Below are 22,576 nucleotides of genomic sequence, written 5' to 3' on the forward strand. Positions count from 1 at the left end.
CCACTCAGCCCTGCCTGAGCTCCTCGATGCTGATCTCGCGCATCCGGAACTTTTGCACCTTCCCCGTCACCGTCATCGGGAACTCCTCGACGAAGCGGAAATAGCGCGGCGTCTTGAAGTGGGCAATGCGGCTCTTGCACCAGGCCTGCAGCTCCACATCGGTGGCGCTGTGCCCCGGGTGGAACTTGATCCAGGCGACGATCTCCTCGCCGTAGCGCTCGTCGGGAATGCCGATCACCTGCACATCCGCCACCGCCGGGTGGGTGAAGAAGAACTCCTCCAGCTCCCGCGGATAGATGTTCTCGCCACCGCGAATGATCATGTCCTTGTTGCGTCCGGCAATGCACACGTAGCCCTGCCCGTCCATGCTCGCCAGGTCGCCGGTGTGCATCCAGCCCGCCGGGTCGATGGCTTCGGCGGTCGCGGAAGGATTGCCCCAGTAACCGAGCATCACGCTGTAGCCCCGGGTGCACAGCTCGCCGATCTGCCCGCGCGGGACCACGCAGCCGTGCTCGTCGACGATCTTGCTTTCCAGTTGCGGCTGGGTCCGCCCGACCGTGGTCACGCGCAGCTCCAGTTCGTCGTCCGGGCCGGTCTGCAGCGATACCGGGCTGGTCTCGGTCATGCCGTAGGCGATCTGCACTTCGCTCATGTGCAGCTCGCTGATCACCCGGCGCATCACCTCGATCGGGCAAATGGCCCCGGCCATGATCCCGGTGCGCAGGCACGACAGGTCATAGTCGGCACGCTGCGGCTGGTCGAGCACGGCGATGAACATGGTCGGCACGCCATACAACGCGGTGGCGCGTTCCTCGGCCACGGCCTGCAGGGTCAGGGCCGGGTCGAAGGCGTCGTTGGGGTAGATCATGGTGCTGCCATGGGTCATGCAGCCAAGGTTGCCCATGACCATGCCGAAGCAGTGGTACAGCGGCACCGGGATCACCATGCGGTCATGCTCGGTGAGGCCCAGGCTCTCGCCGACCATGTAGCCGTTGTTGAGGATGTTGTAGTGGCTGAGGGTGGCGCCCTTGGGGAAGCCGGTGGTGCCGGAGGTGTACTGGATATTCACCGCCTGGTCGAACTGCAGGCTACTCTGCCGGGTGTGATAGTCGTCGGCTCCGACCTTGTCGCCCCACTCCCCCAGCCCGTCCCAGGCAAGGAAGCCCGCTGGCGGCGCGCTGGCCAGGCTGATCACCCCGCGCAGGTCCGGCAGGCGCTCGCAGTTGAACTGCCCCGGCGCCTGGTGCCCCATCTCCGGCAGGAGCTCGGCGAGCATGGCGTGGTAATCCGAACTCTTGAAAGCTCCGGCACAGATCAGCCACTGGCAGCCGGACTGCTTGAGCGCGTATTCCAGCTCGCTGGTGCGATAGGCCGGGTTGATATTGACCAGGATGATCCCGGCCTTGGCGCTGGCGAACTGGGCAATGCACCACTGCGCACAGTTGGGCGCCCAGATGCCGAGACGGTCGCCGCTCTTCAGGCCCAGGGCCATGAAAGCGCGGGCATGCAGGTCGACGGCGGCAGCCAGTTCGGCCCAGGTGTAGCGCAGCTGCTGATGGCGGACCACCAGCGCCTCGCGCTCGCCGAAGCGCGCCACGGTACGGTCGAAGGCCTGGCCGATGGTCATGGCCAGCAAGGGCTTGTCCTGGCGACCCTGGGTGTAGCTCGGTTGATTCATGGCGTTCCCTTTTTGTGTTTGTTCTGGGAGCTGATCGGGGCGGGAACTACTCTCGCCTAAATTAACGTTAACGTAAAGGTCACCTTGACGATTGACAGTCCTTCGACGCAGGTTTACGTTAACGTAAAGGTGAAATACACAGTGCGGCTAGAATCACTGGTCGCCACCCCTGCTACTCCGCCCCATCCAAGAACAAACAATAGAAGGTGCCCGAGCATGCTTTATCCCTCCCTGAACTTCGCCCTTGGTGAAACCATCGACATGCTGCGCGAGCAGGTGCAGGCCTTCGTCGCCAGCGAACTGGCGCCCCGCGCCGCGCAGATCGACCACGACAACCTGTTCCCCGCCGACATGTGGCGCAAGTTCGGCGACATGGGCCTGCTCGGCGTGACCGTCAGCGAAGAATACGGCGGTGCCGGCCTGGGCTACCTGGCCCACGTGGTGGCGATGGAAGAAATCAGCCGTGGCTCGGCCTCGGTCGCCCTCTCCTACGGCGCCCACTCCAACCTCTGCGTGAACCAGATCAACCGCAACGGCACCCATGAGCAAAAAGCCAAATACCTGCCGAAACTGATCAGCGGCGAGCATATCGGCGCCCTGGCCATGAGCGAGCCGAATGCCGGCTCCGACGTAGTCTCGATGAAGCTGCGCGCCGACAAGCGTGGCGACCGCTTCGTCCTCAATGGCAGCAAGACCTGGATCACCAACGGTCCGGACGCCAACACCTACGTGATCTACGCCAAGACCGACCTGGAGAAAGGCCCCCACGGCATCACCGCCTTTATCGTCGAGCGTGACTGGAAGGGCTTCAGCCGCAGCAACAAGTTCGACAAGCTGGGCATGCGCGGTTCCAACACCTGCGAGCTGTTCTTCGACGATGTCGAGGTGCCGGAAGAGAACATCCTCGGCAAGCACAATGGCGGCGTGAAGGTGCTGATGAGCGGCCTGGACTACGAGCGTGTGGTGCTCTCCGGCGGCCCTACCGGGATCATGCAATCCTGCATGGACCTCGTCGTGCCCTATATCCACGACCGCAAGCAGTTCGGCCAGAGCATCGGCGAGTTCCAGCTGATCCAGGGCAAGATCGCCGACATGTACACCCAGCTCAACGCCAGCCGCGCCTACCTGTACGCCGTGGCCCAGGCCTGCGACCGTGGCGAGACCACGCGCAAGGACGCCGCCGGGGTGATCCTCTACACCGCCGAGCGCGCCACGCAGATGGCCCTGGAAGCGATCCAGATCCTCGGCGGCAACGGCTACATCAACGAATTCCCGGCCGGCCGCCTGCTGCGTGACGCCAAGCTCTACGAGATCGGCGCCGGCACCAGCGAGATCCGTCGCATGCTGATCGGCCGCGAACTGTTCAACGAGACCCGCTAGGGACAGTTGCAAGCTTCAAGCGACAAGCTGCAAGAAAAAAGCGGCTTGCATCCGATCCACTCTTGCAGCTTGAAGCTTATGGCTTGAAGCTGCCAAAGGACCTCCGATGATTCTGAAGTCTCAGTTGAACACCCGCGCGCCGGATTTTGCCGTCAACAGCGCGACCATGCTGGAACAGGTCAACAGCCTGCGCAGCCTCCTCGCCCAGGTGCACCAGGGTGGCGGAGCCAAGGCCCAGGAACGCCACACCTCGCGCGGCAAGCTGCTGCCCCGCGATCGTATCGATCGCCTGCTCGACCCGGGCTCGCCTTTCCTGGAGATCGGCCAACTGGCCGCCCATGAGGTCTACGGCGAAGACGTCCCCGCCGCTGGCGTGATCGCCGGTATCGGTCGGGTCGAAGGTGTCGAATGCATGATCGTCGCCAACGACGCCACGGTAAAAGGCGGCTCCTATTACCCGCTGACCGTGAAAAAGCACCTGCGCGCCCAGGCCATCGCCCAGCAGAACCGCCTGCCCTGCCTGTACCTGGTGGACTCCGGCGGCGCCAACCTGCCGCGCCAGGACGAAGTCTTCCCCGACCGCGAGCACTTCGGGCGGATCTTCTTCAACCAGGCCAACATGAGCGCCCAGGGCATCCCGCAGATCGCCGTGGTCATGGGCTCGTGCACCGCTGGCGGCGCCTATGTGCCGGCGATGTCCGACGAGACCATCATGGTCCGCCAGCAGGCCACCATCTTCCTCGCCGGCCCGCCGCTGGTGAAGGCCGCCACCGGTGAAGTGGTCAGCGCCGAGGACCTGGGCGGTGCCGATGTGCACTGCAAGACCAGCGGCGTGGCCGACCATTACGCCGACAACGACGAGCACGCCCTGGCCATCGCCCGGCGCTGCGTCGCCAACCTGAACTGGCACAAGCAGGGCGAGCTGCAACTGCGCACGCCGATCGCCCCGCTGTACGACACCGACGAGCTGTACGGCGTGGTCCCGGCCGATGCCAAGCAGCCGTTCGATGTGCGCGAGATCATCGCCCGGCTGGTGGACGGCTCGGTGTTCGATGAATTCAAGGCGCTGTTCGGCACCACCCTGGTGTGCGGCTTTGCCCACCTGCATGGCTACCCGATCGCGATCCTGGCCAACAACGGCATCCTCTTCGCCGAAGCCGCGCAGAAAGGCGCGCACTTCATCGAACTGGCCTGCCAGCGCGGCATTCCGCTGCTGTTCCTGCAGAACATCACCGGCTTCATGGTCGGGCAGAAATACGAAGCCGGTGGCATCGCCAAGCACGGCGCCAAGCTGGTCACCGCGGTGGCCTGCGCCAAGGTGCCGAAATTCACCGTGATCATCGGCGGCAGCTTCGGCGCCGGTAACTATGGGATGTGCGGGCGCGCCTATGACCCGCGCTTCCTGTGGATGTGGCCGAACGCGCGGATCGGCGTGATGGGCGCCGAACAGGCTGCCGGGGTGCTGGCCCAGGTCAAGCGCGAGCAGAGCGAGCGCAGCGGCCAGGCCTTCAGCGCCGAGGACGAAGCGAAGCTCAAGCAGCCGATTCTCGACCAGTACGAGCATCAGGGGCACCCCTACTACTCCAGCGCCCGGCTCTGGGACGACGGCGTCATCGACCCGGCGCAGACCCGCGAGATCCTCGGCCTGGCCCTGTCCGCTTCGCTCAACGCACCGATCGAAGCTACCCGCTTCGGCATTTTCCGGATGTGACCGATGACCGACTTCAGCACCCTCGAACTGATCAAGGATCCCCGCGGCTTCGCCACCCTGTGGTTGAGCCGTGCGGACAAGAACAACGCCTTCAACGCCGAGATGATCCGCGAGCTGATCGTTGCCCTCGATGAACTGGCGGCCGATACCCGCCTGCGCTTCGTCATCCTGCGTGGCCGTGGCCGGCATTTCAGCGCCGGTGCAGACCTGGCCTGGATGCAGCAGAGCGCGGCGCTCGACTTGCAGAGCAACCTGGACGACGCCCACGAGCTGGCGAAGCTGATGTACAACCTGGCGCAGCTCCGCCTGCCGACCCTGGCCGTGGTCCAGGGCGCGGCCTTCGGTGGCGCCCTCGGCCTGATCGCCTGCTGTGACATGGCGATCGGCGCCGAAGATGCCCAGCTGTGCCTGTCGGAAGTGCGCATCGGCCTGGCCCCGGCGGTGATCAGCCCGTTCGTGGTACAGGCCATGGGCGAACGTGCCGCGCGTCGCTATGCCCTGACCGCCGAGCGTTTCAGCGGCCTGCGGGCCCGCGAGCTGGGGATGCTGGCGGAGGCTTACCCGGCGGCGGAACTGGAGCAGCGCCTGGAAGACTGGATCGCCAACCTGCTGCAGAACAGCCCGCAAGCCATGTGCGCCAGCAAGGAACTGCTGCGTGAAGTCGGCGCGGGAGAACCGACCGCAGCCATCCGCAGCTACTGCGAGAACGCCATTGCCCGCATCCGCGTCAGCGCGGAAGGCCAGGAGGGCCTGCATGCCTTCCTGGAAAAACGCCAACCGGCCTGGCTGGCCGACTCGTCCAACAAGGAACCTCGCCCATGAGCCGTCCCGAGCTGACCACCCTGCTGGTCGCCAACCGTGGCGAGATCGCCTGCCGGGTGATGCGCACCGCCAAATCCCTGGGCCTGACCACCGTCGCCGTGCACAGTGCGGTGGACCGTGAGGCACGCCATAGTCGTGAAGCCGATATCCGTGTCGACCTGGGCGGCGCCAAGCCGGCCGAGAGCTACCTGGTCATCGACAAGCTGATCGCTGCGGCCAAGGCCAGCGGCGCCCAGGCGATCCACCCGGGCTATGGCTTCCTGTCCGAGAACGCCGGTTTCGCCAAGGCCATCGAGGACGCCGGGCTGATCTTTCTCGGCCCGCCGGCCAGCGCCATCGAGGCCATGGGCAGCAAGTCGGCGGCCAAGGCCCTGATGGAAACCGCCGGGGTGCCGCTGGTACCGGGTTACCACGGCGAGGCCCAGGACCTGGAGACCTTCCGCGCCGCCGCCGAGAAGATCGGCTATCCGGTACTGCTCAAGGCCACTGCTGGTGGTGGTGGCAAGGGCATGAAGGTGGTCGAGCAGGAAAGCCAGCTGGGCGAAGCCCTGGCCTCGGCGCAGCGTGAAGCGCAGTCCTCGTTCGGCGACTCGCGGATGCTGGTGGAAAAGTACGTCCTCAAGCCGCGCCATGTGGAGATCCAGGTGTTCGCCGACCAGCACGGCAACTGCCTGTACCTCAACGAGCGCGACTGCTCGATCCAGCGCCGGCACCAGAAGGTGGTCGAGGAAGCGCCGGCACCGGGGCTGAGCGTCGAACAGCGCCGGGCCATGGGTGAAGCCGCGGTGCGTGCGGCCCAGGCCATCGGCTATGTCGGCGCCGGCACCGTGGAATTCCTGCTCGATGCCCGTGGCGAGTTCTTCTTCATGGAGATGAACACGCGCCTGCAGGTCGAGCATCCGGTGACCGAGGCGATCACCGGGCTGGACCTGGTGGCCTGGCAGATCCGCGTGGCCCGTGGCGAAGCCTTGCCGATCACCCAGGAGCAGGTGCCGCTGATCGGCCATGCCATCGAGGTGCGGCTGTATGCGGAAGATCCGGCCAACGACTTCCTGCCGGCGACCGGCAAGCTGGCGCTGTACCGGGAAAGCACTGCAGGCGACGGGCGTCGGGTCGACAGCGGGGTGGCCGAGGGCGACGAGGTGTCGCCGTTCTACGACCCGATGCTGGGCAAGCTGATCGCCTGGGGCGAAGACCGTGAACAGGCGCGTCTGCGGCTGCTGGCGATGCTCGATGAGTTCGCCATTGGTGGGGTGAAGACCAATATCAGCTTCCTGCGGCGCATCCTCGCCCATCCGGCATTTGCGGCCGCAGAGCTGGATACCGGCTTTATCCCGCGCTACCACAACGAACTGCTGCCGGCGCCGAGCGCCCTGCCCGCCGGATTCTGGCAAGCGGCAGCGGAAGCATGGATACAAGGCCTGCCCCTGGCCTCGCGCGGCGACGATGCCGCCTCGCCCTGGGCTTCGCGCCAAGGCTTCCGGGCAGGGCTGCCAGCGCATATCAGCCTGCATCTGAGCAGCAACGGCGAGCAGCAGGCACTGAGCCTGGAGCGTTGCGCGCAATCAGCGTTCAGGCTGGACGGGGAAATGCTGCGGGTCGATGACAATGGCGTGCGTCATCAGCATCAGGCGATCCGTCGCGGTGACAGCCTCTATCTGCGCTGGAACGGCGAACTGCATGCCGTCACGGCATTCGACCCGATCGCCGAAGCCGAAGCCGGCCACGGCCATCAGGGCGGCCTGACGGCGCCCATGAACGGCAGCATCGTGCGGGTGCTGGTGGAACCGGGCCAGGTGGTCGAGGCCGGGACCCAGCTGGTGGTGCTGGAGGCGATGAAGATGGAACACAGCATCCGTGCGCCCCATGCCGGGACAGTTTCGGCGCTGTACTGCCAGGAAGGCGAGATGGTCAGCGAAGGGAGTGTGCTGGTGGCGCTGGAGGAGTGAGCTCCAAGCTTTAAGCTTCAAGCTGCAAGAAACAGCAGGTTGCGTCGCTGCCGCTTTTTCTTGTGGCTTGCAGCTTGCGGCTTGAAGCTGAAAAACAGAAACGGCGCCCTCGGGCGCCGTTTTTAGTTGGTATGGACTCAGAAACGAATCCCGGCCTGGATAGCCACCCCAAGCAACTCGCAGTCCTCACCGCAGAGCATGATCGGGTAGGTCGGATTGAGTGGTTTCAGAAAGCGCTGCCCGCCCTCCACCACCAACTGCCGCAACAGGCCCTGGGGATTACCCGGCACCCGGGCCAGCACCAGGCGCCCGACCTCGGCCTCGACGCCAGGATCGACCAGGACCAGCATACCGGCGGAAATGCTCAAACCGCTCGGCGCGGTCATCGCATCGCCCTCGATCCGCAGCCAGAAGGCCTTGCCCAGCGCCTTGTAGTCGGTGATCTCCTCGGCACCCTCGGCATCATCAGCGAAGTCCGTCAGCGCCACCCAGTCCGACAAGGGATAGCGGAAGGTCGTGGGCAGGCCATAGTTGGCCGGCTCCTCCTCGGTGTCCGGAGTAGGCTTCATGCTCATGTGCGGCAGCTCCAGGCATACCAGCACATGATTCATGCGCGTCAGGGTGAGCTCGCGCTCGCCACGCAGCCACAAACCGACGCAGCCCTGGGTCACCCCGACACGTTCGGCCAGTTTCTCTTGCGTGAGCTTGAGCTCACCCATCCGTCTTTTGACTAGTGCGATCCATTTTTCCATCGCAGGCACGATACGGACTGCTCATTCTCGCTCAATACACAAATTGTAGTATTTAAAATCCTGAAAGAAATACGCTAGGTACTATATTTCCCCATGCCTCTCAACTGCCCTCAGGGAAGACCCTCTACATGACTGCAAGCACCTCCAGCCACCTGCACAGCGACTCCGTACAACGTGCTCTCGACCACTACTTCAACCCGGCGCCGGAGCACTCCCCCGGGCTGAAAGACATGCAACTGGTGGTCGCCCGCGACGATCTTTCGCCCCAGGCCGCCGCCGAACAGGCCATCTGGCTGCTGCGCTGCGCTTCGTCCACCGCCTACGAGGCGGCGCAACACTTGCGCGACAAGACCCAGGACCAGGTGCTGGTGAGCATGCACCTGATCAATCTCGCGCGCGCGATGCTTGACCGCAGCCACAGCCAGGTCAGGAAAGACGAGGAAAACGCAGGGAAGAAATGAACGTCAGGAAGGAATAACAACAGCGTGAAGGCCCGGACTGCCTGGGTTCCAGGCACGGGAAGAAAGAATTTTCGTAAAATTACCGAAAATTCATTTGACTTGAAAATGAGAACGATTATTATTGATCGCAACTGGTCGCGAGACTGGTTGGATAACCCGGAGCCCTTAGGTCGGACTCCAGATTATCTCCTCATCAGGCTAATCACGGTTTTTGACCCGGCTTTTTGCCGGGTCTTTTTTTTGGGCTCTTCAGGCTAATGAAGGCGGTGTGTTACTTAATGTGGCAATGATATCAAAGGACTATCGTCGCCGTAACCCCGTAACAAAGCTTTGCTGAAATTAGCACTTGAGAATCAATCTCGTTACGATTAAGCTCTCAACCGCGTCAAGGAAGATGCCCCCTACTCGCCTCCTCCGTTTCCACCGCAAGGAGCTGGAACCATGACCCGTCTGTTGCTGCCGCTGGACCATCACGCCGACGCTGCCGACGCCGCCGAACTGGCGCTGCTGCACCGCCTGAAAGAGCTGCCACGCCGGGTACAACAGGTGTTCTTGCTCAATCGCCTCGATCAACTCACCCTTGCCGTCATCGCCAAGCGCCTGGACCTGCCCGACGCCACGGTCGAGCGGCAGATGAACCAGGTGCTGCAAGCGTCCCTGCCTTCTTCCACCCCGCTCGCCCGTACCGCCGGCCAATGGTATGTGCGCCTGCAAAGCCCGCAGATCACCGCCAGCGAACGCATCGACTTCCGCCGCTGGCTGGACGCCGACCCGGAGCACCTGGCGGCCTTCCACGCCACCGAACTGCGCTGGCGCAGCCTGCTGGCCCCGGCCCGGATACTGGGCGAAAACCTCTGGTACCGGCAGAGCCGCGCCGCCTTCTCCCTGGGCGGCTGCACCGTGGCCATGGGCCTGGGTCTTGCCGCATTGCTGGCGTTGGGTTTCTGGTCCTGACCGGGTTGTGTAGAGTTGTCGCCCATAACAACTCTGCACAGGACCCAGGCCATGACCGCATTGAGCATCGACTGCGACTTCGACTCCGGCAACATCCTCGTTCGGGATGCCAGCAATCCCGCCCAGGTGCGCCTGGCGATCCGCCCCGACACGGCCAGCGCTCATTTCCAGTGGTTCCACTTCAAGGCCAGCGGCCTGACACCCGGCCAGACCCACACCTTCACCCTGGAGAATGCCGGCGAGTCTTCCTACAACAAGGCCTGGGACGGCTATCACGCCGTGGCCTCCTACGACCAGCAGAACTGGTTCCGCGTGCCCTCCCGCTTCGATGGCAAGGCCCTGCACTTCAGCCTTGAAGCCAGCGAGCCGCAAGCCTGGTTCGCCTATTTCGAGCCCTACTCCCGTGCCCGCCACAACCAACTGGTCGAACGCGCCCGCCACCTGCCCGGCGTCACCCTGCTGGCCACCGGACGCAGCGTCGAAGGCCGTGATATCCCGCTGCTGCGGGTCGGTGACGGCGGCGCGGGCAAACGCAAGGTGTGGATCATTGCCCAGCAGCATCCCGGCGAGCATATGGCCGAGTGGTTCATGGAAGGCGTGATCGAGCGCATCGAAGGCAACGACCCCACGCTGCAGCAACTGCTGGCAGCCGCCGACCTGTACCTGATCCCCAACATGAACCCCGATGGCGCCTTCCGCGGCCACCTGCGCACCAACGCCAGGGGCTTCGACCTGAATCGTGCCTGGCAGGATGCAAGCAGCGAGCAGACCCCGGAAGTGCTGTTCGCCCAGCAGCAGATGAAGCTGCATGGCGTCGACCTGTTCCTCGATGCCCATGGCGACGAGGAGATTCCCCATGTGTTCACTGCGGCCTGCGAAGGCAACCCGGGCTATACGCCGCGCATTGCCGGGCTTGAGGAGCGTTTCCGCAAGACCCTGTGCGGGCTGACCCGGGACTTCCAGGATGTCCACGGCTACCCGCGCAGCGCTCCGGGCCAGACCAACATGACCCTGGCCTGCAATGCCGTCGGCCAGGCCCATGACTGCCTGTCGCTGACCCTGGAGATGCCGTTCAAGGACCATGACGATGCACCGAATCCGGCGACCGGGTGGTCGGGCAAGCGCTCGAAGGAACTGGCCTCGGCGGTGCTGGATACGATTGGGCGGATGGTCAACGAATTGCGCTGATCCAAAGCACGACACAAACCCTGTGGGAGCTGGCTTGCCAGCGATGAGGCCGGCAGGAGCAATGATGTTGTCCGGTCGGGCCTAATCGCTGGCAAGCCAGCTCCCACAGGGGTCAGCGTCGTTCTAGAAGGCCACATCCAGGATCACACTGTCCTGATAAGCCCCCGCCGGCGGCGTGGCCTGGTCGGTGTAGACCCTGGCGTTGTAGTTGAACACCTGGCTCCCGGTCCCCGTGCCGTTCCCCGGATTGATGTCCGCATCACTGCTCGCACGCCGCGCCGTGGTCAACGAGCCCCAGCGCACCGCTCCCGCGCTTTTGAAAATGTCGTAGGCCAGGTAGTTGTTGGCCGCCGACTTCATCCGCCGCCGCCCGCCCGACACATACAAACCATCATTCAAGCCCACGGTATAGGCACTGCCCTTGGTGCAACTGAGGCTGACGCTCTGGCTCACCGTGGAGAAACCGCTGACCACCGGCGCCGTGCCGAAGTTGATCGTCGGCGTGGTGATCTGGCAGTCGGCGGTGACCGTCAGGGTCACGGTCATGGTGGTGCTGCCGCTGGTGGTCTGGCGCCCGAGGCACAAGCCACCGACACCGATGCCATAGCAGTAGTCCCAGTTCCAGAACACGGTGAAGGTTTCCGAGTAGTTGCCGGCGGCGACGTTGCTGCCGGTCAGGGTGCGTACATACACCGGGATGGTCGCGGGTACCACGCTGCCGAGAAGCCCCAGCAGATCGATGATGCCATTGCGCGCGAAGTCGAAGGGCTGGCCGCGGGTGATCGGGTGTGAGGTGGTGTTGTCGGCATACAGCGTGTACTGGATAACGTCGCCGGTGGGCCCGACCAGCCCGGTGGTGTTTCCGGTCGGGGTGAAGGTGGCCTTGAAGAAGTCATCGGTGCGCAGCAAGGTCAGCAGCGACCCGCTGCAGCGCAGGCCGGCGTTGCCGCTGGAAGAGGTCTGCACGGTGGAGGCCACCGTGGTCGACGCCACGCTGCCGAACGCCGCATTGGTCGCCTGTACTACCGCGCACTGCGCCTCTACCCGCTGGGCGACGAACGCCAGCATCAGCACCAGAAACAGGCGCTTCATTTGCACACCAGCGGGCCAAGCAGCGGCACATCGTCCTGCCCGGCTTCGAGGCTGAACTGGACCATGCATTTGCCAGCGTTGGCGATCTGCACTTCCAGGGTGTTCTGCTCGGCCAGCCCTTCGATGTAGACCAGGCCATCCCAGCCCACCACCGCTGCGCTACCGGTCTGCAGATGGCGGACCTGACTGCCCAGGGGCAGGTCCTTGTGGCTGGCATCGACCAACTCGATGCTCGCCGCCCGTACCCGATTCAGGGAAAAGTTCAGCAGATACCCGGCGCCGCGGCGCACCGCGACGCGCTGCTCGACATTGTCCGAACGCACGTTGGCCGGCAATTCCAGGGTGTCGATCTCGTACTTGGCGCGGTAATAGGCGCTGCTCCAGGGCACCAGCAGATGGCCCTTGCTGTCGGTCCGTCCGACCATCTGGTTCTCGTAGCGCACCGGTACATCGGCGAAGCCGTCGGTGCTGACCACGACGAAGGCATCATCGATGCGGTTGGCGGCGAACACCCCGGCGTCCATCCACACCAGCGAGCCGCTGGCATCCGCCCAGCGGGTCATGGCCTGGCTGGTGCCGTAGGTGCCGGCCTGCAGTTGTACCGATTGCAGGCGCCAGGTCAGGTCGGCCTGGCGATAGGCGTCCTGGTCGCCGCCGGTGGCATAGCCGAGGTTGTAGCCCAGCCCGCCATCGCTGGGCACGGCGCGGCTGTAGTTGACCCGCTGGATATTCTCGCCGGTCTGGTTGCGCTCGGTGCTCAGGCTGAGGGTGCCGTGCAGGTCGAAGGGGATCACCAGTTGCGCCTGGGCTGCCCACTGCTCGCCGCCAATCTCCCGGTTGGCCGAGAGGTACAGGCTGGTATTGGCCCACAGCGACTTGCTCCAGCTCAGGTTGACCAGCCGGGTGCGCGAATTGTCGCCGGCACGCACGTCGAAATAACCGGCGCCAAGGCTGCCGTAGCGCTCCATGTTGAGGCTGACCGTGACCTGCTCGCTGCGCTGGCTGAGGCGCAGGTAGGGGCTCTCCAGCAGCGAGGCGTCGGCATAGTCGCCGTAACGTTCCAGGCGCTGGTAATTGAAGCCGATGCGCTGGCTGTTGTACTGGTAGCCGAGGCTTAGTTGCTGGCCGCTGCGGCTGTCGAAGCTGCTCTGGCTGACCGCCGCGTTGACCACGCCGAAGGTGCCCACCAGCAGGTTGCCGCCAACGCCACCGAGGGCCAGGGACTCGGCCGCCTCGCCGTGGGTCTCCAGGGTGAAGCTGTCGCTGACGCCGTAACGCAGGCTGGCCGAGGTCAGGCCCTTGCCGTAGGAAAAGTCGCTGATCCCGTAGTTGCGGCGCAGGGCACCGGCGGCCACGGAGAAATCACTCATGCCCTTCTGCAACAGGGTGCTGGTGACATAGAACGGCAGCGTGGTGGACACCTGCCGGCCCAGTGCATCGGTGGTCACTACCACTGCGTCCCCGGCGCCGTTGATATAGGGCACGTTGGTCAGGGTGTAGGGCCCGGGTTGCAGGTCGGCACTGGCGCTCTTGTAGCCGTTGATGAACAGGTCCACCGAGGACGGCACCGCCGCCTCGCCGGCAAAGGCCGGCAGCGGATAGGTGACCAGGTCCGGGCGTACCGAGAAGTCCCGCGAGACCAGGACGCCGCCCAGGCGCACCGAGCTGGTCCAGGGCAGCGCACCGCTGATCACGTCACCGGCCTCGAAGGTCAGCAGGCGATCTTCGTCGGTGTAGCGGAAGGTGGTGTCGTAGCGCAGGAAACCGCGCTGGTTTTCCGCGTAGTTGCGCCCGCTGATCTGCTGGCGCCACTGCCCGGTGGTGGAAAAGGTGCCCCAACTGTCGAACACCCGCAGCTCGTTCCACACCGACAGGCTGCTGCCGATATCGTCGGTGTCGTTGAGGTAGGCATCGTAGTTGAGCAAGGCCCCGAAGCTACTGTGGGCCTCGCCGCCCGGGCCCAGGGCGCGGTTGCCGATGCGCTGGTTCGGCAGCCAGCCCGGCGGCACCTGCAGGTTCAGGCGCTGGGCCTGGCTGTCGTAGTCGCTGTGCAGGCCACTGACGCTGTCGAGGGGCACCTCTTCCGGTACCGCCACGGGAAACTCGATACCCACCGCACGCAGGTCGCTGGCGGCCACATAGAAACGACCGGAGCGCTGGTGCACGACCACCACGTTACCGCTGCTCATCTGGTTGACCACCAGTTCCAGGTACAACTCTGCATCGCTGATCGCCTCCTGCCCGGAGGGCGGCGGCGGCAGTTCGCCCGCCCACAGCGGGCTGACCACGAACAACGCCATGCCGCCCGCCAACACCAGCGGACAGGTACCGTAGAGAAATCCCTTCACGCACCGTGTCCCACCATCGTCGGGTCCTCCCTGGCCCCTGGTTCATCCTTTATCCGTTCAGCTCACTGGCCCTGACCTATGGTCTGCGCCGTGTCGCCGCCATTGATTCGTCCCTTCAACACCGTCCCGGCCGAGGCCTGCAATGGCGCCGGCCAGCGCATGGTCGCCCCCGGCAACACATAGCCGAGCAAACCCTCCACCACCGGACGGTTCTGCCCGCCCTGCTGCATCACCACATCGGTCAGGCGCGCATGCACCGGGCCGGTGTTGCGGATTTCCACGTAGTTGCGCCCTTGCGCCGAGACCTGGCGCCAGCTCAGTTGCGGCTTGCCGACCCCGGCATCGCTGCGCTGTCCGGTGGGATCGACCTTGCCCCACAGGCCCTGGCCATAGACGAACAGCGGCACCGAATAACGCATCTGGAAGCGCACCGCCGCCTGCGGCTTGTCGGCGTTGTCCGGCGGCAGGGCCGGCGGGATCTCGTCGATGATGATGCGGTAGGCCTGTTCCTGGCCGACCGGCGAGGTGCCGGTACGGGTCAGGCGAATCAACTGTTTCTGCCCCGGGGCGATCTTCGCCAGCGGCGGGCTGCCGATGATCTCGCGCTGGTTCTGGTACTGGTCGTCGAACTCGCCCTGGCGCCAGGCGAAAATGCGGATCTGCAGGTTCGCCTCTTCATCACCGCGGTTTTCCAGCCACAGTGCGCCGGCCTTCTGCTCGGCCTCGATCACCGGATCGATCGGCCAGATCAGTACCGATGTCGCCGCCTGCGTCACTCCGGCCCACAGCAGCAATGCCGCCAATGCCAGCTTCGCCCTGTCCCTGACCATGCAGCTCTCCTTCATGGTGTTTTTGTTATCGCGGCCTTTACGCCGTCAAAAGGTCAACGTCACTTGCAGTACGTCGCTGTAGTTCCCCGCCGGCAGCGTCCCGGTCAGTTGTGCCCGGGCATACACTGGCAACTTGATCGCCGTGGGATCGGAGTAGCTGACGGTCACCGTCTGGTCGATGCCCAGTACCTGACTGAAGGCGGCGTCGCTGTACAGTTGGTAGGCCACCAGGTTGCTGCCGGTGCTGCGCTTGAGGTTGCGCACGCCGTTGTTGTTCTGCCCGCCCCCGATCTTCATGCTCAGGGCCACCCCCGGCGTGCATTGCAGGGTCACCGTGGTGCCGCTCAACTGGGTGGTCACGGCAGACGTCGACAGGGCCGAGAAGGTACCGAACGCCAGGTTGCCGTAGGTGGTCACCCCGCCCACCACCAGACACCCCGCCTGGATCGTCGCATTGACCAGGAAGGTGCTGGTGGTGGCCGCATCCAGCGGCACCGGCGCTGCTGCCGCGAGCAGCGCCAGGCCTAGTGCCAGGCGCACGTGCATGGCTCAGAAACTCAGCTCGACCGCCACGATATCGGTGTAGGTACCCGACGGCAGCCCGGCCTTGCCCGTTGCTTTACCGTAAAGATTCACGGTTTGCGCAGCGCCGGTACTGGTCGGCAAGGTGATGGTGCCGTTGATCGGGATCACCGTGGTGAGCCCGGAGTCGGAATAGAAGTCGTAGGGCACCGAGTTGCCGGAGCCATCGGCCAAGGCCCGGGTGCCGCCAGCGGACGCTCCGTCATGGGCGCCAGCGCCGATCTTGATCACCGGGATCGCGCCATTGGAGCAAAGGATGCTCATGGCACCTCCACCGCCCGCCAGCACCTGGGCGCCGGCCGTGGTGAACAGTGCCGTCTGGGTACCGAAGTTCAAGGCACCGAAGTTGGCCCCGGTGGTGGCCGTGGAGCCATTGACCTGGCAACTGGAGATCAGCACCAGCGAGGCGTTGATGGTTCCGGTGACCGTGGCCGCCTGGGCCTGGGATGCCAGCAACAGCCCTACGCTGGCGAAGAGGAAACGGGAGAGAGTCGGTTTCATGGGTTCACTCCTTGATGGCTGTTACCAGTCCAGCGTCACCGTCAGGGTGTCGCGATAAACGCCCGCAGGCAGGGCTTTGGGGTTGGCTACGACAACGCCGTAGATGGGGATGGGAATCTGCTGCGCGCTGCTCACGGTGAAGTTGAGCTGCTGGCCGATCCCGTAGTTGCTGCGGCCGGCCGGGTCGGTGGAGAGCTGATAGGGAATCAGCACGCCGCCGTTGCTCAGCCGGCGGGTGGCGCCGTCGGGGTTGGCACCGCCATTGATGGTCACGGTGAAGGCGCGCACCTGGGGGTTGCAACTGATCTGCAGGTTGCCGCTGCCGCCCGGATCGTCGATGGCGGCGCGCAGGGTCTGGTTCCACAGCGGGCCCTGCTGGCCGAAGTCGAGGACGCCGCCGCCTTCAGCCGGAGCGGTGACGCTCGGGTCGTTGCTGATCTGGCACGCCGAGGTGATCACCAGGCGTGCCTCGATGTGTCCGCTGACCGCGCCGTCTACGGCGGGGCTGAGCAGGAGCGGTCCCAGGCTCAACAGAAGAATGCGTGATGTCTGCATGTTGCTCGCTCCCTAAGCAATGCTACCTTCGGCCGTCACCAGGTGACGGTCACCTTCACCAAGTCCGAATAGCGCCCCGTCCGTGGAAGCTCGGTCTGTGTGTCGATACGTGCGTACAAGGGAAGTTCCACTGTTCCGCTGTCCGGTACCCGGGCGTGCTGGGCGATGTTCACCGACAGCGGCACGCGCCAGGCGGGATCCTGGAACAGGCGGTAGGGAATGGGTTTGGCTCGCGGATCGCTGGATACCAGATAGCGCACGTCACCCGTGCCGCCATGCAGGCCGCCATCGACCTGGACCTGGTAGGCAGTGTCCGGGTTGCATTCCAGCCGGGGTGGCCGCTGGGCGAGCAACTGGCTGCTCAGCGGACCGGCGGGGTCGTCCAGGCGCGGGCTCTGGCCGAAATCCAGCACGCCCAAAGCCTCAGCGGCCGCCGAGCGAGACTCGTGAATCAGCAGGCAGCCGCGCTGTACGTCGATGCGCACTTCGACGAGGAAATCCGTGGCAGCAACGCCTTGGGCCGCGCAGAGCCCGAACAGCGCTACCAGTGATCGTCCCTTCACCTTCCCTCCCTGTCCTTGCAGGAATTGACCTGGAGTTCAGGGTAGCAGCCGAGGAAAATGCTGCCAGCTGATCAGGAAATGTACAGCTCCTGTACAGGAATTTTCCGACGAACACGGGAGTCTCGACTGGCAGCGCTTTTCACTATCTGGTTAATATTGCCGCCGCTCGTCGCCTGCCTTTCATGAGGAACACCGCTTGCCTGCCTGGATCCGCTCGCCCCTGCGCGCCTTGCGCCAACACCTGACCGCCGCCCCTGCCCCGCAGCCCGGTGTCGCCAGCGGGATCCAGCGCTTCTTCGCCGACAAGGCGCGGCAGCAGGGCTACACCCTCAGCCAGGGCCAACAGCGGGTGATCACAGCCATGGCTGAACAGGCTGCCCGGCTGCAAGGCGGCCAGGCGCGCAGCCTGTACCTGTACGGCGAGGTCGGGCGCGGCAAGAGCTGGCTGCTCGATGGGTTCTTCAACGCGCTGGGCAATATTCCCAAGCGCCGCCTGCACTTTCACGATTTCTTCGCCCGTCTGCACCAAGGCATGTTCGAACACCGCCGGGAAGAAGATGCCCTCGCGGTGACCCTCGACGGGTTGCTCGGTGATTGTCAGGTGCTGTGCTTCGATGAATTCCATGTTCACGATATCGGCGATGCCATGCTTCTCACGCGGTTGTACAAGGCGTTGTTCGCGCGTGGCATCTTCGTCCTCGTCACCTCCAACTACCCGCCCAAGGGGCTGTTGCCCAATCCGCTCTATCACCAGCGTTTCGAGCCGGTGATCCGCCTGATCGAGGCGCGTATGGAGGTGCTCGAGGTCGGCGGCGAGCAGGACTACCGCGCCCTCCCCGACGCCGGCCGCCAGCAGCGTTTTACCCAGGGGCACTATGTCTGGCCCGGGACGGCGGAGCAGTTGCAGCGACTGGGCTTTGCCACGGCGAGCCACGAAGAAGTGCTGGAGGTGAACAAGCGGGAGTTGCCTGCCCGGGTGCGGGATGAGCGCAGCGTAGTGTTCGACTTTGCTGCCATCTGCGAGCAGGCCACCGCGGTGATCGACTACCTGGAACTGATCCAGCGATTTGAACATTGGACCATCGAAGGCCTGCCGGACCTGGAAGACTGCACCATCGCCGCCCAGCAGCGCTTTATCAACCTGATCGACGTGCTGTATGACCGCGACAAACAGCTGCTGCTGGTCGGTGAGCGACCATTGGCAGAGAGCCTGAACGGCAGTGTTGCCGATCTGGCGAGGACGCGGAGCCGGTTGGGGCAGTTGCAGCAGGTTGGGCCTGAGTGATGTGTTGTTGCTGACGGCCTCATCGCTGGCAAGCCAGCTCCCACAGGTATCGCGTAACCTGTGGGAGCTGGCTTGCCAGCGATGAGGCCGGCAAAGCCAACCACTACCTGTCAGGCACTCCTGGCAAGCCCAGCCAACACCTCCTCGATCTCCACCAGCACCGCCGGATCATCCAGGGTCGACGGCGCCACATACGGCTGTTGGTCGGCGATCTTGCGCAACACCGCGCGCAAGATCTTCCCCGATCGCGTCTTGGGCAAGCGCTTGACCACCCGCACCCGGTTGAAACAGGCCAGCGCGCCGATCTGCTCGCGCACCGTGGCCACCAGTTCGGCCTGCAACTGCGCCTCGCTGCTGTCCACGCCATCCTTCAGCACCAGCAACGCCAGCGGCACCTGGCCCTTGATCTCGTCGCGCACACCCACCACGGCGCATTCCGCCACCGCCGGATGCCGCGCCACCAGGTCTTCCATTTCCCCCGTGGACAGGCGATGCCCGGAGACGTTTATCACATCGTCGGTACGCCCCATGATGTAGACGAAGCCATCCTCGTCCAGATAGCCGCCGTCCCCGGTGTGGTAATACCCCGGATAGGCTTGCAGGTACGATTCCAGATAGCGCGGATGATCGCCCCATAGGGTCTGGCTGCACCCCGGCGGCAACGGCAGGGCAATCACGATCGCGCCCTGCTGGTCGGCCCCGAGCACCTGCCCGTCCTCATCCAGCACCTGCACGTGGTAACCCGGGACTGCGCGGTTGCTCGAGCCCGCACGCCCGCCACTGCCCTGCAGGCCAAGGCACGGCGCAGTCACCGGCCAGCCGGTTTCGGTCTGCCACCAGTGATCGTGGACGGTCTTGCCGCTGACGCTTTCCAGCCATTGATGGGTACTGGAATCGAGACGCTCGCCGGCAAGGAACAACTGGCGCAGCGAGCTCAGGTCGTAGCGGCGCAGCAACAGCCCATCCGGGTCTTCCTTGCGGATCGCGCGCATCGCGGTCGGTGCGCAGAACAGGCCATTGACCCGGTACTGCTCGACCACGCGCCAATAGGCCCCGGCATCCGGGGTGCGAATCGGCTTGCCCTCGTAGAACACCGTGGTGCAGCCATTCATCAGCGGGCCGTAGACGATCAGCGAATGGCCCACTACCCAGCCGACATCGGAAATGCCCCACCACACGTCGCCAGCCTGCATGCCATAGATGTTCCTCATGGCAAAACGCAGGGCCACGGCATTGCCGCCGTTCTCGCGGACAATGCCCTTGGGTTTGCCGGTGGTTCCGGAGGTGTACATGATGTACAGCGGATCGGCGGCGCGCAGCTCCACCGGCGGCACCGGCGTGGCGTTTTCCAGCGCGGCCTGCCAGTCGAGGTCACGGCCTTCCACCAGGCTGGCGCGGGCCTGCGGCCGTTGCAGGACGAGGACCTTGCGCGGCTGATGGGTGGCCTGTTCCAGGGCCCGGTCGACCAGCGGCTTGTACTCGATGACCTTGTCGAATTCCAGGCCGCAGGAGGCGGTGAGCAGCAGGGTCGGCCGCGCATCGTCGATACGCAGGGCCAGCTCGTGCGGGGCGAAGCCGCCGAACACCACCGAATGCACCGCGCCGATCCGCGCGCAGGCAAGCATGGCCATCGCCGCCTGGGCACCATTGGCATGTAGATCACCACGCCGTCGCCCTGCTCAACCCCAAGCTCGCGCAACAGCCCGGCGAGGCGCGCCACTTCGTCGTGCATCTGCTTGAAGGTGAAGGTCTGCTGGCTGCCGGTGACCGGCGAATCGTAGATCAGGGCGGGCTGGTCACCGCGGCCCTCCTCGATCTGCAGGTCGAGGGCCAGGTAGCAGCTGTTCAGGCGGCCGTCGGCGAACCACTGGTGAGTGCCGTCGGGATTGGTGCGCAGGATTTCCGTGGGCTTGTGGAACCACGCCAGCTCGGCGGCCTGCTCGGCCCAGAAATCGGCGGGCGCGGCGATGGAGCGGTCATAGCACTGCTGATAACTCATCGATGGATAACCCTGTGTTTGTTGTTATTAAGAGGGCGAACATCGAGTATGGCCCGTCGCAGCCGGCCCGCTATCGAACTTAAGTCGCATGGGCGGCGGGCTTTGCCGCTATCATGGCGGCCTTTTTTTCCACGGCAGCGCCTATGCATTCTCTCGACGACCTCAAGGCCGGCCGCCTGGCAGGCACCGCACGCCTCGACCTGGCCTGCGGCCTTGAGCGGTTCCCGGCGGAAATCTTCGACCTGGCCGACAGCCTCGAAGTGCTCAACCTCACCGGCAACCAACTGACCAGCCTGCCCGACGACCTCGGGCGCCTGTACAAGCTGAAAGTGCTGTTCTGTTCGGAGAATCGCTTAAGCGAATTGCCGGTGGGCGTCGGGCGTTATCCATCGGGCCCATGTCGCCGGTCGCGAGGAGGCGGTGGCGATCAAGCTGTACAAGGGCGAGATCACCAGTGATGGCACGCCACTGGATGAAATGACCGCGTGCATGCTGGCCGGCAACCAGGAGCACCTGATCCCGCTGCTCGGGCGGGTCGATGATCATCCCCAGGGCATTCCGGCACTGGTCATGGAACTGATCGACCCGGCCTGGTTCAACCTTGCCGGGCCGCCGAGCCTGGACAGTTGCACCCGGGATATCTACCCCGCCTAACGCACGCTGGACGCTGCCGGTGTGCAGCGCCTGGCGCGGTCCATTGCCGAAGTCGCGGCGCATCTGCATGGGCAGGGGCTCAGCCATGGCGATTTGTACGGGCACAACATTCTGTGCGATGAGCGCGGACACAGCTTACTCGGGGACTTTGGCGCGGCGTCGTTCCATCCGCGGGATGGGGGTGTCGAAGCGCGGTTGCTGGAGCGCATCGAAGTGCGGGCGTTCGGGGTGCTGCTGGGGGAATTGCTGGAGCGGTGCGGGGAGGAATTGGTGGGGATGAGGGGGTTGCAGCAGGCTTGTGTGCGGGCCGAGGTGCTGGAGAGGCCGAGGTTTGGTGAGATCCTGAATCTTCTGTGATGCTGATGGCCTCATCGCTGGCAAGCCAGCTCCCACAGGTACAGCGGTGATCTCAAGAACAGTGGTGAACCTGTGGGAGCTGGCTTGCCAGCGATGAGGCCGGAACAGACACCCAAAAAAGAAAGGGACCGCATGCGGTCCCTTCTTCACATCAGTCGCTATCAGCCCGCCAGGCCCACATAGACGTTCTGCACATCATCATGCCCGTCGATGGCATCGAGGAAGGCTTCGACCTCGGCCAGCTCCTCGGCGCTCAGGCTCGCCGCGCTGACCGGGTTCTTCGGGGTGTAGCCGATCTTCGCCGAGGTCACGGTGAAGCCTTGGGCCGGCAGGGCCTTCTGCACGCTGTCCAGGTCGGTGGTTTCAGTGATGAACAGGGTCGCGCCCTCTTCAGCCGGCTCGAAGTCCTGGGCGCCGGCTTCGATCGCTGCCAGTTCCGGGTCGGCATCGGCGCTGTCCGGGGTGGCTTCGATCAGGCCGACGTGGTTGAAGTCCCACGACACCGAACCCTCGGCGCCCAACTGGCCCTTGCGGAACAGCACGCGGACTTCGGCGACGGTGCGGTTGACGTTGTCGGTCAGGCACTCGACGATCAGCGGCACCTGGTGCGGGGCGAAGCCTTCGTACTTCACCGCGTGGTACTGCACCTGGTCGCCCAGCAGGCCGGCGCCCTTCTTGATGGCGCGTTCGAGAGTCTCACGGGTCATGGAGGCCTTCTTGGCCTGCTCGACCACCAGGCGCAGACGCGGGTTCATGTCCGGGTCGGCACCGCTGCGCGCGGCGATCTGAATTTCCTTGGCCAGCTTGCCCATGATCTTGCCCTTGGCGTTGCTGGCTGCTTCTTTATGCTTGGCTTTCCACTGTGCGCCCATTTCGACTCTCTTGTTTCAGGTGCCGGTTCAGGAAGCGACCGAC

General features: G+C 64.7%; 18 protein-coding genes and 2 pseudogenes. 9 read left to right on the top strand and 11 right to left on the bottom strand.

The window, feature by feature from the left end; all coding sequences use genetic code 11:
* Positions 1–4: 4 nt before the first annotated feature.
* The gene (locus PSEMO_RS11300) at positions 5–1,678 is read right to left on the bottom strand and encodes an AMP-binding protein (protein ID WP_075803157.1); all 1,674 of its coding nucleotides are present in this window, start codon (positions 1,676–1,678) and stop codon (positions 5–7) included.
* 216 nt (positions 1,679–1,894) lie between these two features.
* Here PSEMO_RS11300 and PSEMO_RS11305 point away from each other — a divergent pair, with 216 nt between their 5' ends.
* From PSEMO_RS11305 to PSEMO_RS11320, 4 genes are all read left to right on the top strand, one after another.
* Complete coding sequence (locus tag PSEMO_RS11305) at positions 1,895–3,058, top strand: isovaleryl-CoA dehydrogenase (RefSeq protein ID WP_075803158.1); 1,164 nt, start codon at positions 1,895–1,897, stop codon at positions 3,056–3,058.
* 106 nt (positions 3,059–3,164) lie between these two features.
* The gene (locus PSEMO_RS11310) at positions 3,165–4,769 is read left to right on the top strand and encodes a carboxyl transferase domain-containing protein (protein WP_075803159.1); all 1,605 of its coding nucleotides are present in this window, start codon (positions 3,165–3,167) and stop codon (positions 4,767–4,769) included.
* Between the two features lie 3 nt (positions 4,770–4,772).
* The gene (locus tag PSEMO_RS11315) at positions 4,773–5,591 is read left to right on the top strand and encodes a gamma-carboxygeranoyl-CoA hydratase (RefSeq protein ID WP_075803160.1); all 819 of its coding nucleotides are present in this window, start codon (positions 4,773–4,775) and stop codon (positions 5,589–5,591) included.
* Positions 5,588–7,540 (top strand): acetyl/propionyl/methylcrotonyl-CoA carboxylase subunit alpha, encoded by a 1,953-nt coding sequence (locus PSEMO_RS11320; RefSeq protein WP_075803161.1) that lies wholly within the window; start codon positions 5,588–5,590, stop codon positions 7,538–7,540. Before PSEMO_RS11315 ends, PSEMO_RS11320 begins: the two co-directional genes overlap by 4 nt.
* A gap of 137 nt (positions 7,541–7,677) precedes the next feature.
* On the opposite strand, the gene PSEMO_RS11325 is transcribed toward PSEMO_RS11320, so the two are convergent.
* Positions 7,678–8,259 carry a LexA family protein gene (locus PSEMO_RS11325; protein WP_256721093.1) on the bottom strand — a complete coding sequence of 194 codons (582 nt, stop codon included), beginning with the start codon at positions 8,257–8,259 and terminating at the stop codon, positions 7,678–7,680.
* A gap of 161 nt (positions 8,260–8,420) precedes the next feature.
* On the opposite strand from PSEMO_RS11325, the gene PSEMO_RS11330 reads away from it, so the two are divergent.
* From PSEMO_RS11330 to PSEMO_RS11340, 3 genes are all read left to right on the top strand, one after another.
* Positions 8,421–8,753, top strand: a complete 333-nt coding sequence (locus tag PSEMO_RS11330; RefSeq protein ID WP_075803163.1) for a hypothetical protein — start codon at positions 8,421–8,423, stop codon at positions 8,751–8,753.
* A gap of 441 nt (positions 8,754–9,194) precedes the next feature.
* Entirely contained in the window at positions 9,195–9,707 is a 513-nt protein-coding gene (locus tag PSEMO_RS11335) for a DUF4880 domain-containing protein (RefSeq protein WP_075803164.1), read from the top strand.
* Between the two features lie 51 nt (positions 9,708–9,758).
* Positions 9,759–10,895: a M14 family metallopeptidase gene (locus PSEMO_RS11340; RefSeq protein ID WP_075803165.1), complete on the top strand. Its 1,137-nt coding sequence runs from the start codon at positions 9,759–9,761 to the stop codon at positions 10,893–10,895.
* A gap of 123 nt (positions 10,896–11,018) precedes the next feature.
* Here PSEMO_RS11340 and PSEMO_RS11345 read toward each other — a convergent pair whose 3' ends face one another.
* From PSEMO_RS11345 to PSEMO_RS11375, 7 genes are all read right to left on the bottom strand, one after another.
* The gene (locus tag PSEMO_RS11345) at positions 11,019–11,987 is read right to left on the bottom strand and encodes a Csu type fimbrial protein (protein WP_075803166.1); all 969 of its coding nucleotides are present in this window, start codon (positions 11,985–11,987) and stop codon (positions 11,019–11,021) included.
* A complete protein-coding gene (locus tag PSEMO_RS11350; RefSeq protein WP_075803207.1) occupies positions 11,984–14,287 on the bottom strand; it encodes a fimbria/pilus outer membrane usher protein in 2,304 nt (767 codons plus the stop codon). Before PSEMO_RS11350 ends, PSEMO_RS11345 begins: the two co-directional genes overlap by 4 nt.
* 110 nt (positions 14,288–14,397) lie before the next feature.
* Positions 14,398–15,165 carry a fimbrial biogenesis chaperone gene (locus PSEMO_RS11355; RefSeq protein ID WP_075803167.1) on the bottom strand — a complete coding sequence of 256 codons (768 nt, stop codon included), beginning with the start codon at positions 15,163–15,165 and terminating at the stop codon, positions 14,398–14,400.
* Between the two features lie 45 nt (positions 15,166–15,210).
* Positions 15,211–15,711 (bottom strand): Csu type fimbrial protein, encoded by a 501-nt coding sequence (locus PSEMO_RS11360; RefSeq protein WP_075803168.1) that lies wholly within the window; start codon positions 15,709–15,711, stop codon positions 15,211–15,213.
* 3 nt (positions 15,712–15,714) lie between these two features.
* Positions 15,715–16,248 (bottom strand): Csu type fimbrial protein, encoded by a 534-nt coding sequence (locus PSEMO_RS11365; protein ID WP_075803169.1) that lies wholly within the window; start codon positions 16,246–16,248, stop codon positions 15,715–15,717.
* A 21-nt stretch (positions 16,249–16,269) separates the two neighbouring features.
* The gene (locus tag PSEMO_RS11370; RefSeq protein ID WP_075803170.1) at positions 16,270–16,803 is read right to left on the bottom strand and encodes a Csu type fimbrial protein; all 534 of its coding nucleotides are present in this window, start codon (positions 16,801–16,803) and stop codon (positions 16,270–16,272) included.
* Positions 16,804–16,838: 35 nt separating this feature from the next.
* Entirely contained in the window at positions 16,839–17,366 is a 528-nt protein-coding gene (locus PSEMO_RS11375) for a Csu type fimbrial protein (protein WP_075803171.1), read from the bottom strand.
* 196 nt (positions 17,367–17,562) lie between these two features.
* Here PSEMO_RS11375 and zapE point away from each other — a divergent pair, with 196 nt between their 5' ends.
* Positions 17,563–18,651 carry a cell division protein ZapE gene (gene zapE / locus PSEMO_RS11380; protein WP_075803172.1) on the top strand — a complete coding sequence of 363 codons (1,089 nt, stop codon included), beginning with the start codon at positions 17,563–17,565 and terminating at the stop codon, positions 18,649–18,651.
* 110 nt (positions 18,652–18,761) lie between these two features.
* On the opposite strand, the pseudogene PSEMO_RS11385 reads toward zapE, so the two are convergent.
* Positions 18,762–20,650: pseudogene (locus PSEMO_RS11385) on the bottom strand (propionyl-CoA synthetase).
* Positions 20,651–20,793: 143 nt separating this feature from the next.
* Between PSEMO_RS11385 and PSEMO_RS11390 the strand changes: the two are divergent.
* A pseudogene (locus PSEMO_RS11390) lies at positions 20,794–21,661 on the top strand (protein kinase domain-containing protein).
* A 161-nt stretch (positions 21,662–21,822) separates the two neighbouring features.
* Here the strand turns inward: PSEMO_RS11390 and PSEMO_RS11395 are convergent.
* Entirely contained in the window at positions 21,823–22,533 is a 711-nt protein-coding gene (locus PSEMO_RS11395; RefSeq protein ID WP_075803173.1) for a YebC/PmpR family DNA-binding transcriptional regulator, read from the bottom strand.
* Between the last annotated feature and the right edge of the window lie 43 nt (positions 22,534–22,576).

Source organism: Pseudomonas putida, assembly GCF_001941965.1.
In the GTDB taxonomy this organism is placed as follows: domain Bacteria; phylum Pseudomonadota; class Gammaproteobacteria; order Pseudomonadales; family Pseudomonadaceae; genus Aquipseudomonas; species Aquipseudomonas putida_L.

Bases quoted from the DNA above. Each gene is read 5' to 3' on its own strand.
- PSEMO_RS11300 (WP_075803157.1), bottom strand. From the start codon at position 1,678: ATGAATCAACCGAGCTACACCCAGGGTCGCCAGGACAAGCCCTTGCTG.
- PSEMO_RS11305 (WP_075803158.1), top strand. From the start codon at position 1,895: ATGCTTTATCCCTCCCTGAACTTCGCCCTTGGTGAAACCATCGACATG.
- PSEMO_RS11310 (WP_075803159.1), top strand. From the start codon at position 3,165: ATGATTCTGAAGTCTCAGTTGAACACCCGCGCGCCGGATTTTGCCGTC.
- PSEMO_RS11315 (WP_075803160.1), top strand. From the start codon at position 4,773: ATGACCGACTTCAGCACCCTCGAACTGATCAAGGATCCCCGCGGCTTC.
- PSEMO_RS11320 (WP_075803161.1), top strand. From the start codon at position 5,588: ATGAGCCGTCCCGAGCTGACCACCCTGCTGGTCGCCAACCGTGGCGAG.
- PSEMO_RS11325 (WP_256721093.1), bottom strand. From the start codon at position 8,259: ATGGGTGAGCTCAAGCTCACGCAAGAGAAACTGGCCGAACGTGTCGGG.
- PSEMO_RS11330 (WP_075803163.1), top strand. From the start codon at position 8,421: ATGACTGCAAGCACCTCCAGCCACCTGCACAGCGACTCCGTACAACGT.
- PSEMO_RS11335 (WP_075803164.1), top strand. From the start codon at position 9,195: ATGACCCGTCTGTTGCTGCCGCTGGACCATCACGCCGACGCTGCCGAC.
- PSEMO_RS11340 (WP_075803165.1), top strand. From the start codon at position 9,759: ATGACCGCATTGAGCATCGACTGCGACTTCGACTCCGGCAACATCCTC.
- PSEMO_RS11345 (WP_075803166.1), bottom strand. From the start codon at position 11,987: ATGAAGCGCCTGTTTCTGGTGCTGATGCTGGCGTTCGTCGCCCAGCGG.
- PSEMO_RS11350 (WP_075803207.1), bottom strand. From the start codon at position 14,287: ATGGCGTTGTTCGTGGTCAGCCCGCTGTGGGCGGGCGAACTGCCGCCG.
- PSEMO_RS11355 (WP_075803167.1), bottom strand. From the start codon at position 15,165: ATGGTCAGGGACAGGGCGAAGCTGGCATTGGCGGCATTGCTGCTGTGG.
- PSEMO_RS11360 (WP_075803168.1), bottom strand. From the start codon at position 15,711: ATGCACGTGCGCCTGGCACTAGGCCTGGCGCTGCTCGCGGCAGCAGCG.
- PSEMO_RS11365 (WP_075803169.1), bottom strand. From the start codon at position 16,248: ATGAAACCGACTCTCTCCCGTTTCCTCTTCGCCAGCGTAGGGCTGTTG.
- PSEMO_RS11370 (WP_075803170.1), bottom strand. From the start codon at position 16,803: ATGCAGACATCACGCATTCTTCTGTTGAGCCTGGGACCGCTCCTGCTC.
- PSEMO_RS11395 (WP_075803173.1), bottom strand. From the start codon at position 22,533: ATGGGCGCACAGTGGAAAGCCAAGCATAAAGAAGCAGCCAGCAACGCC.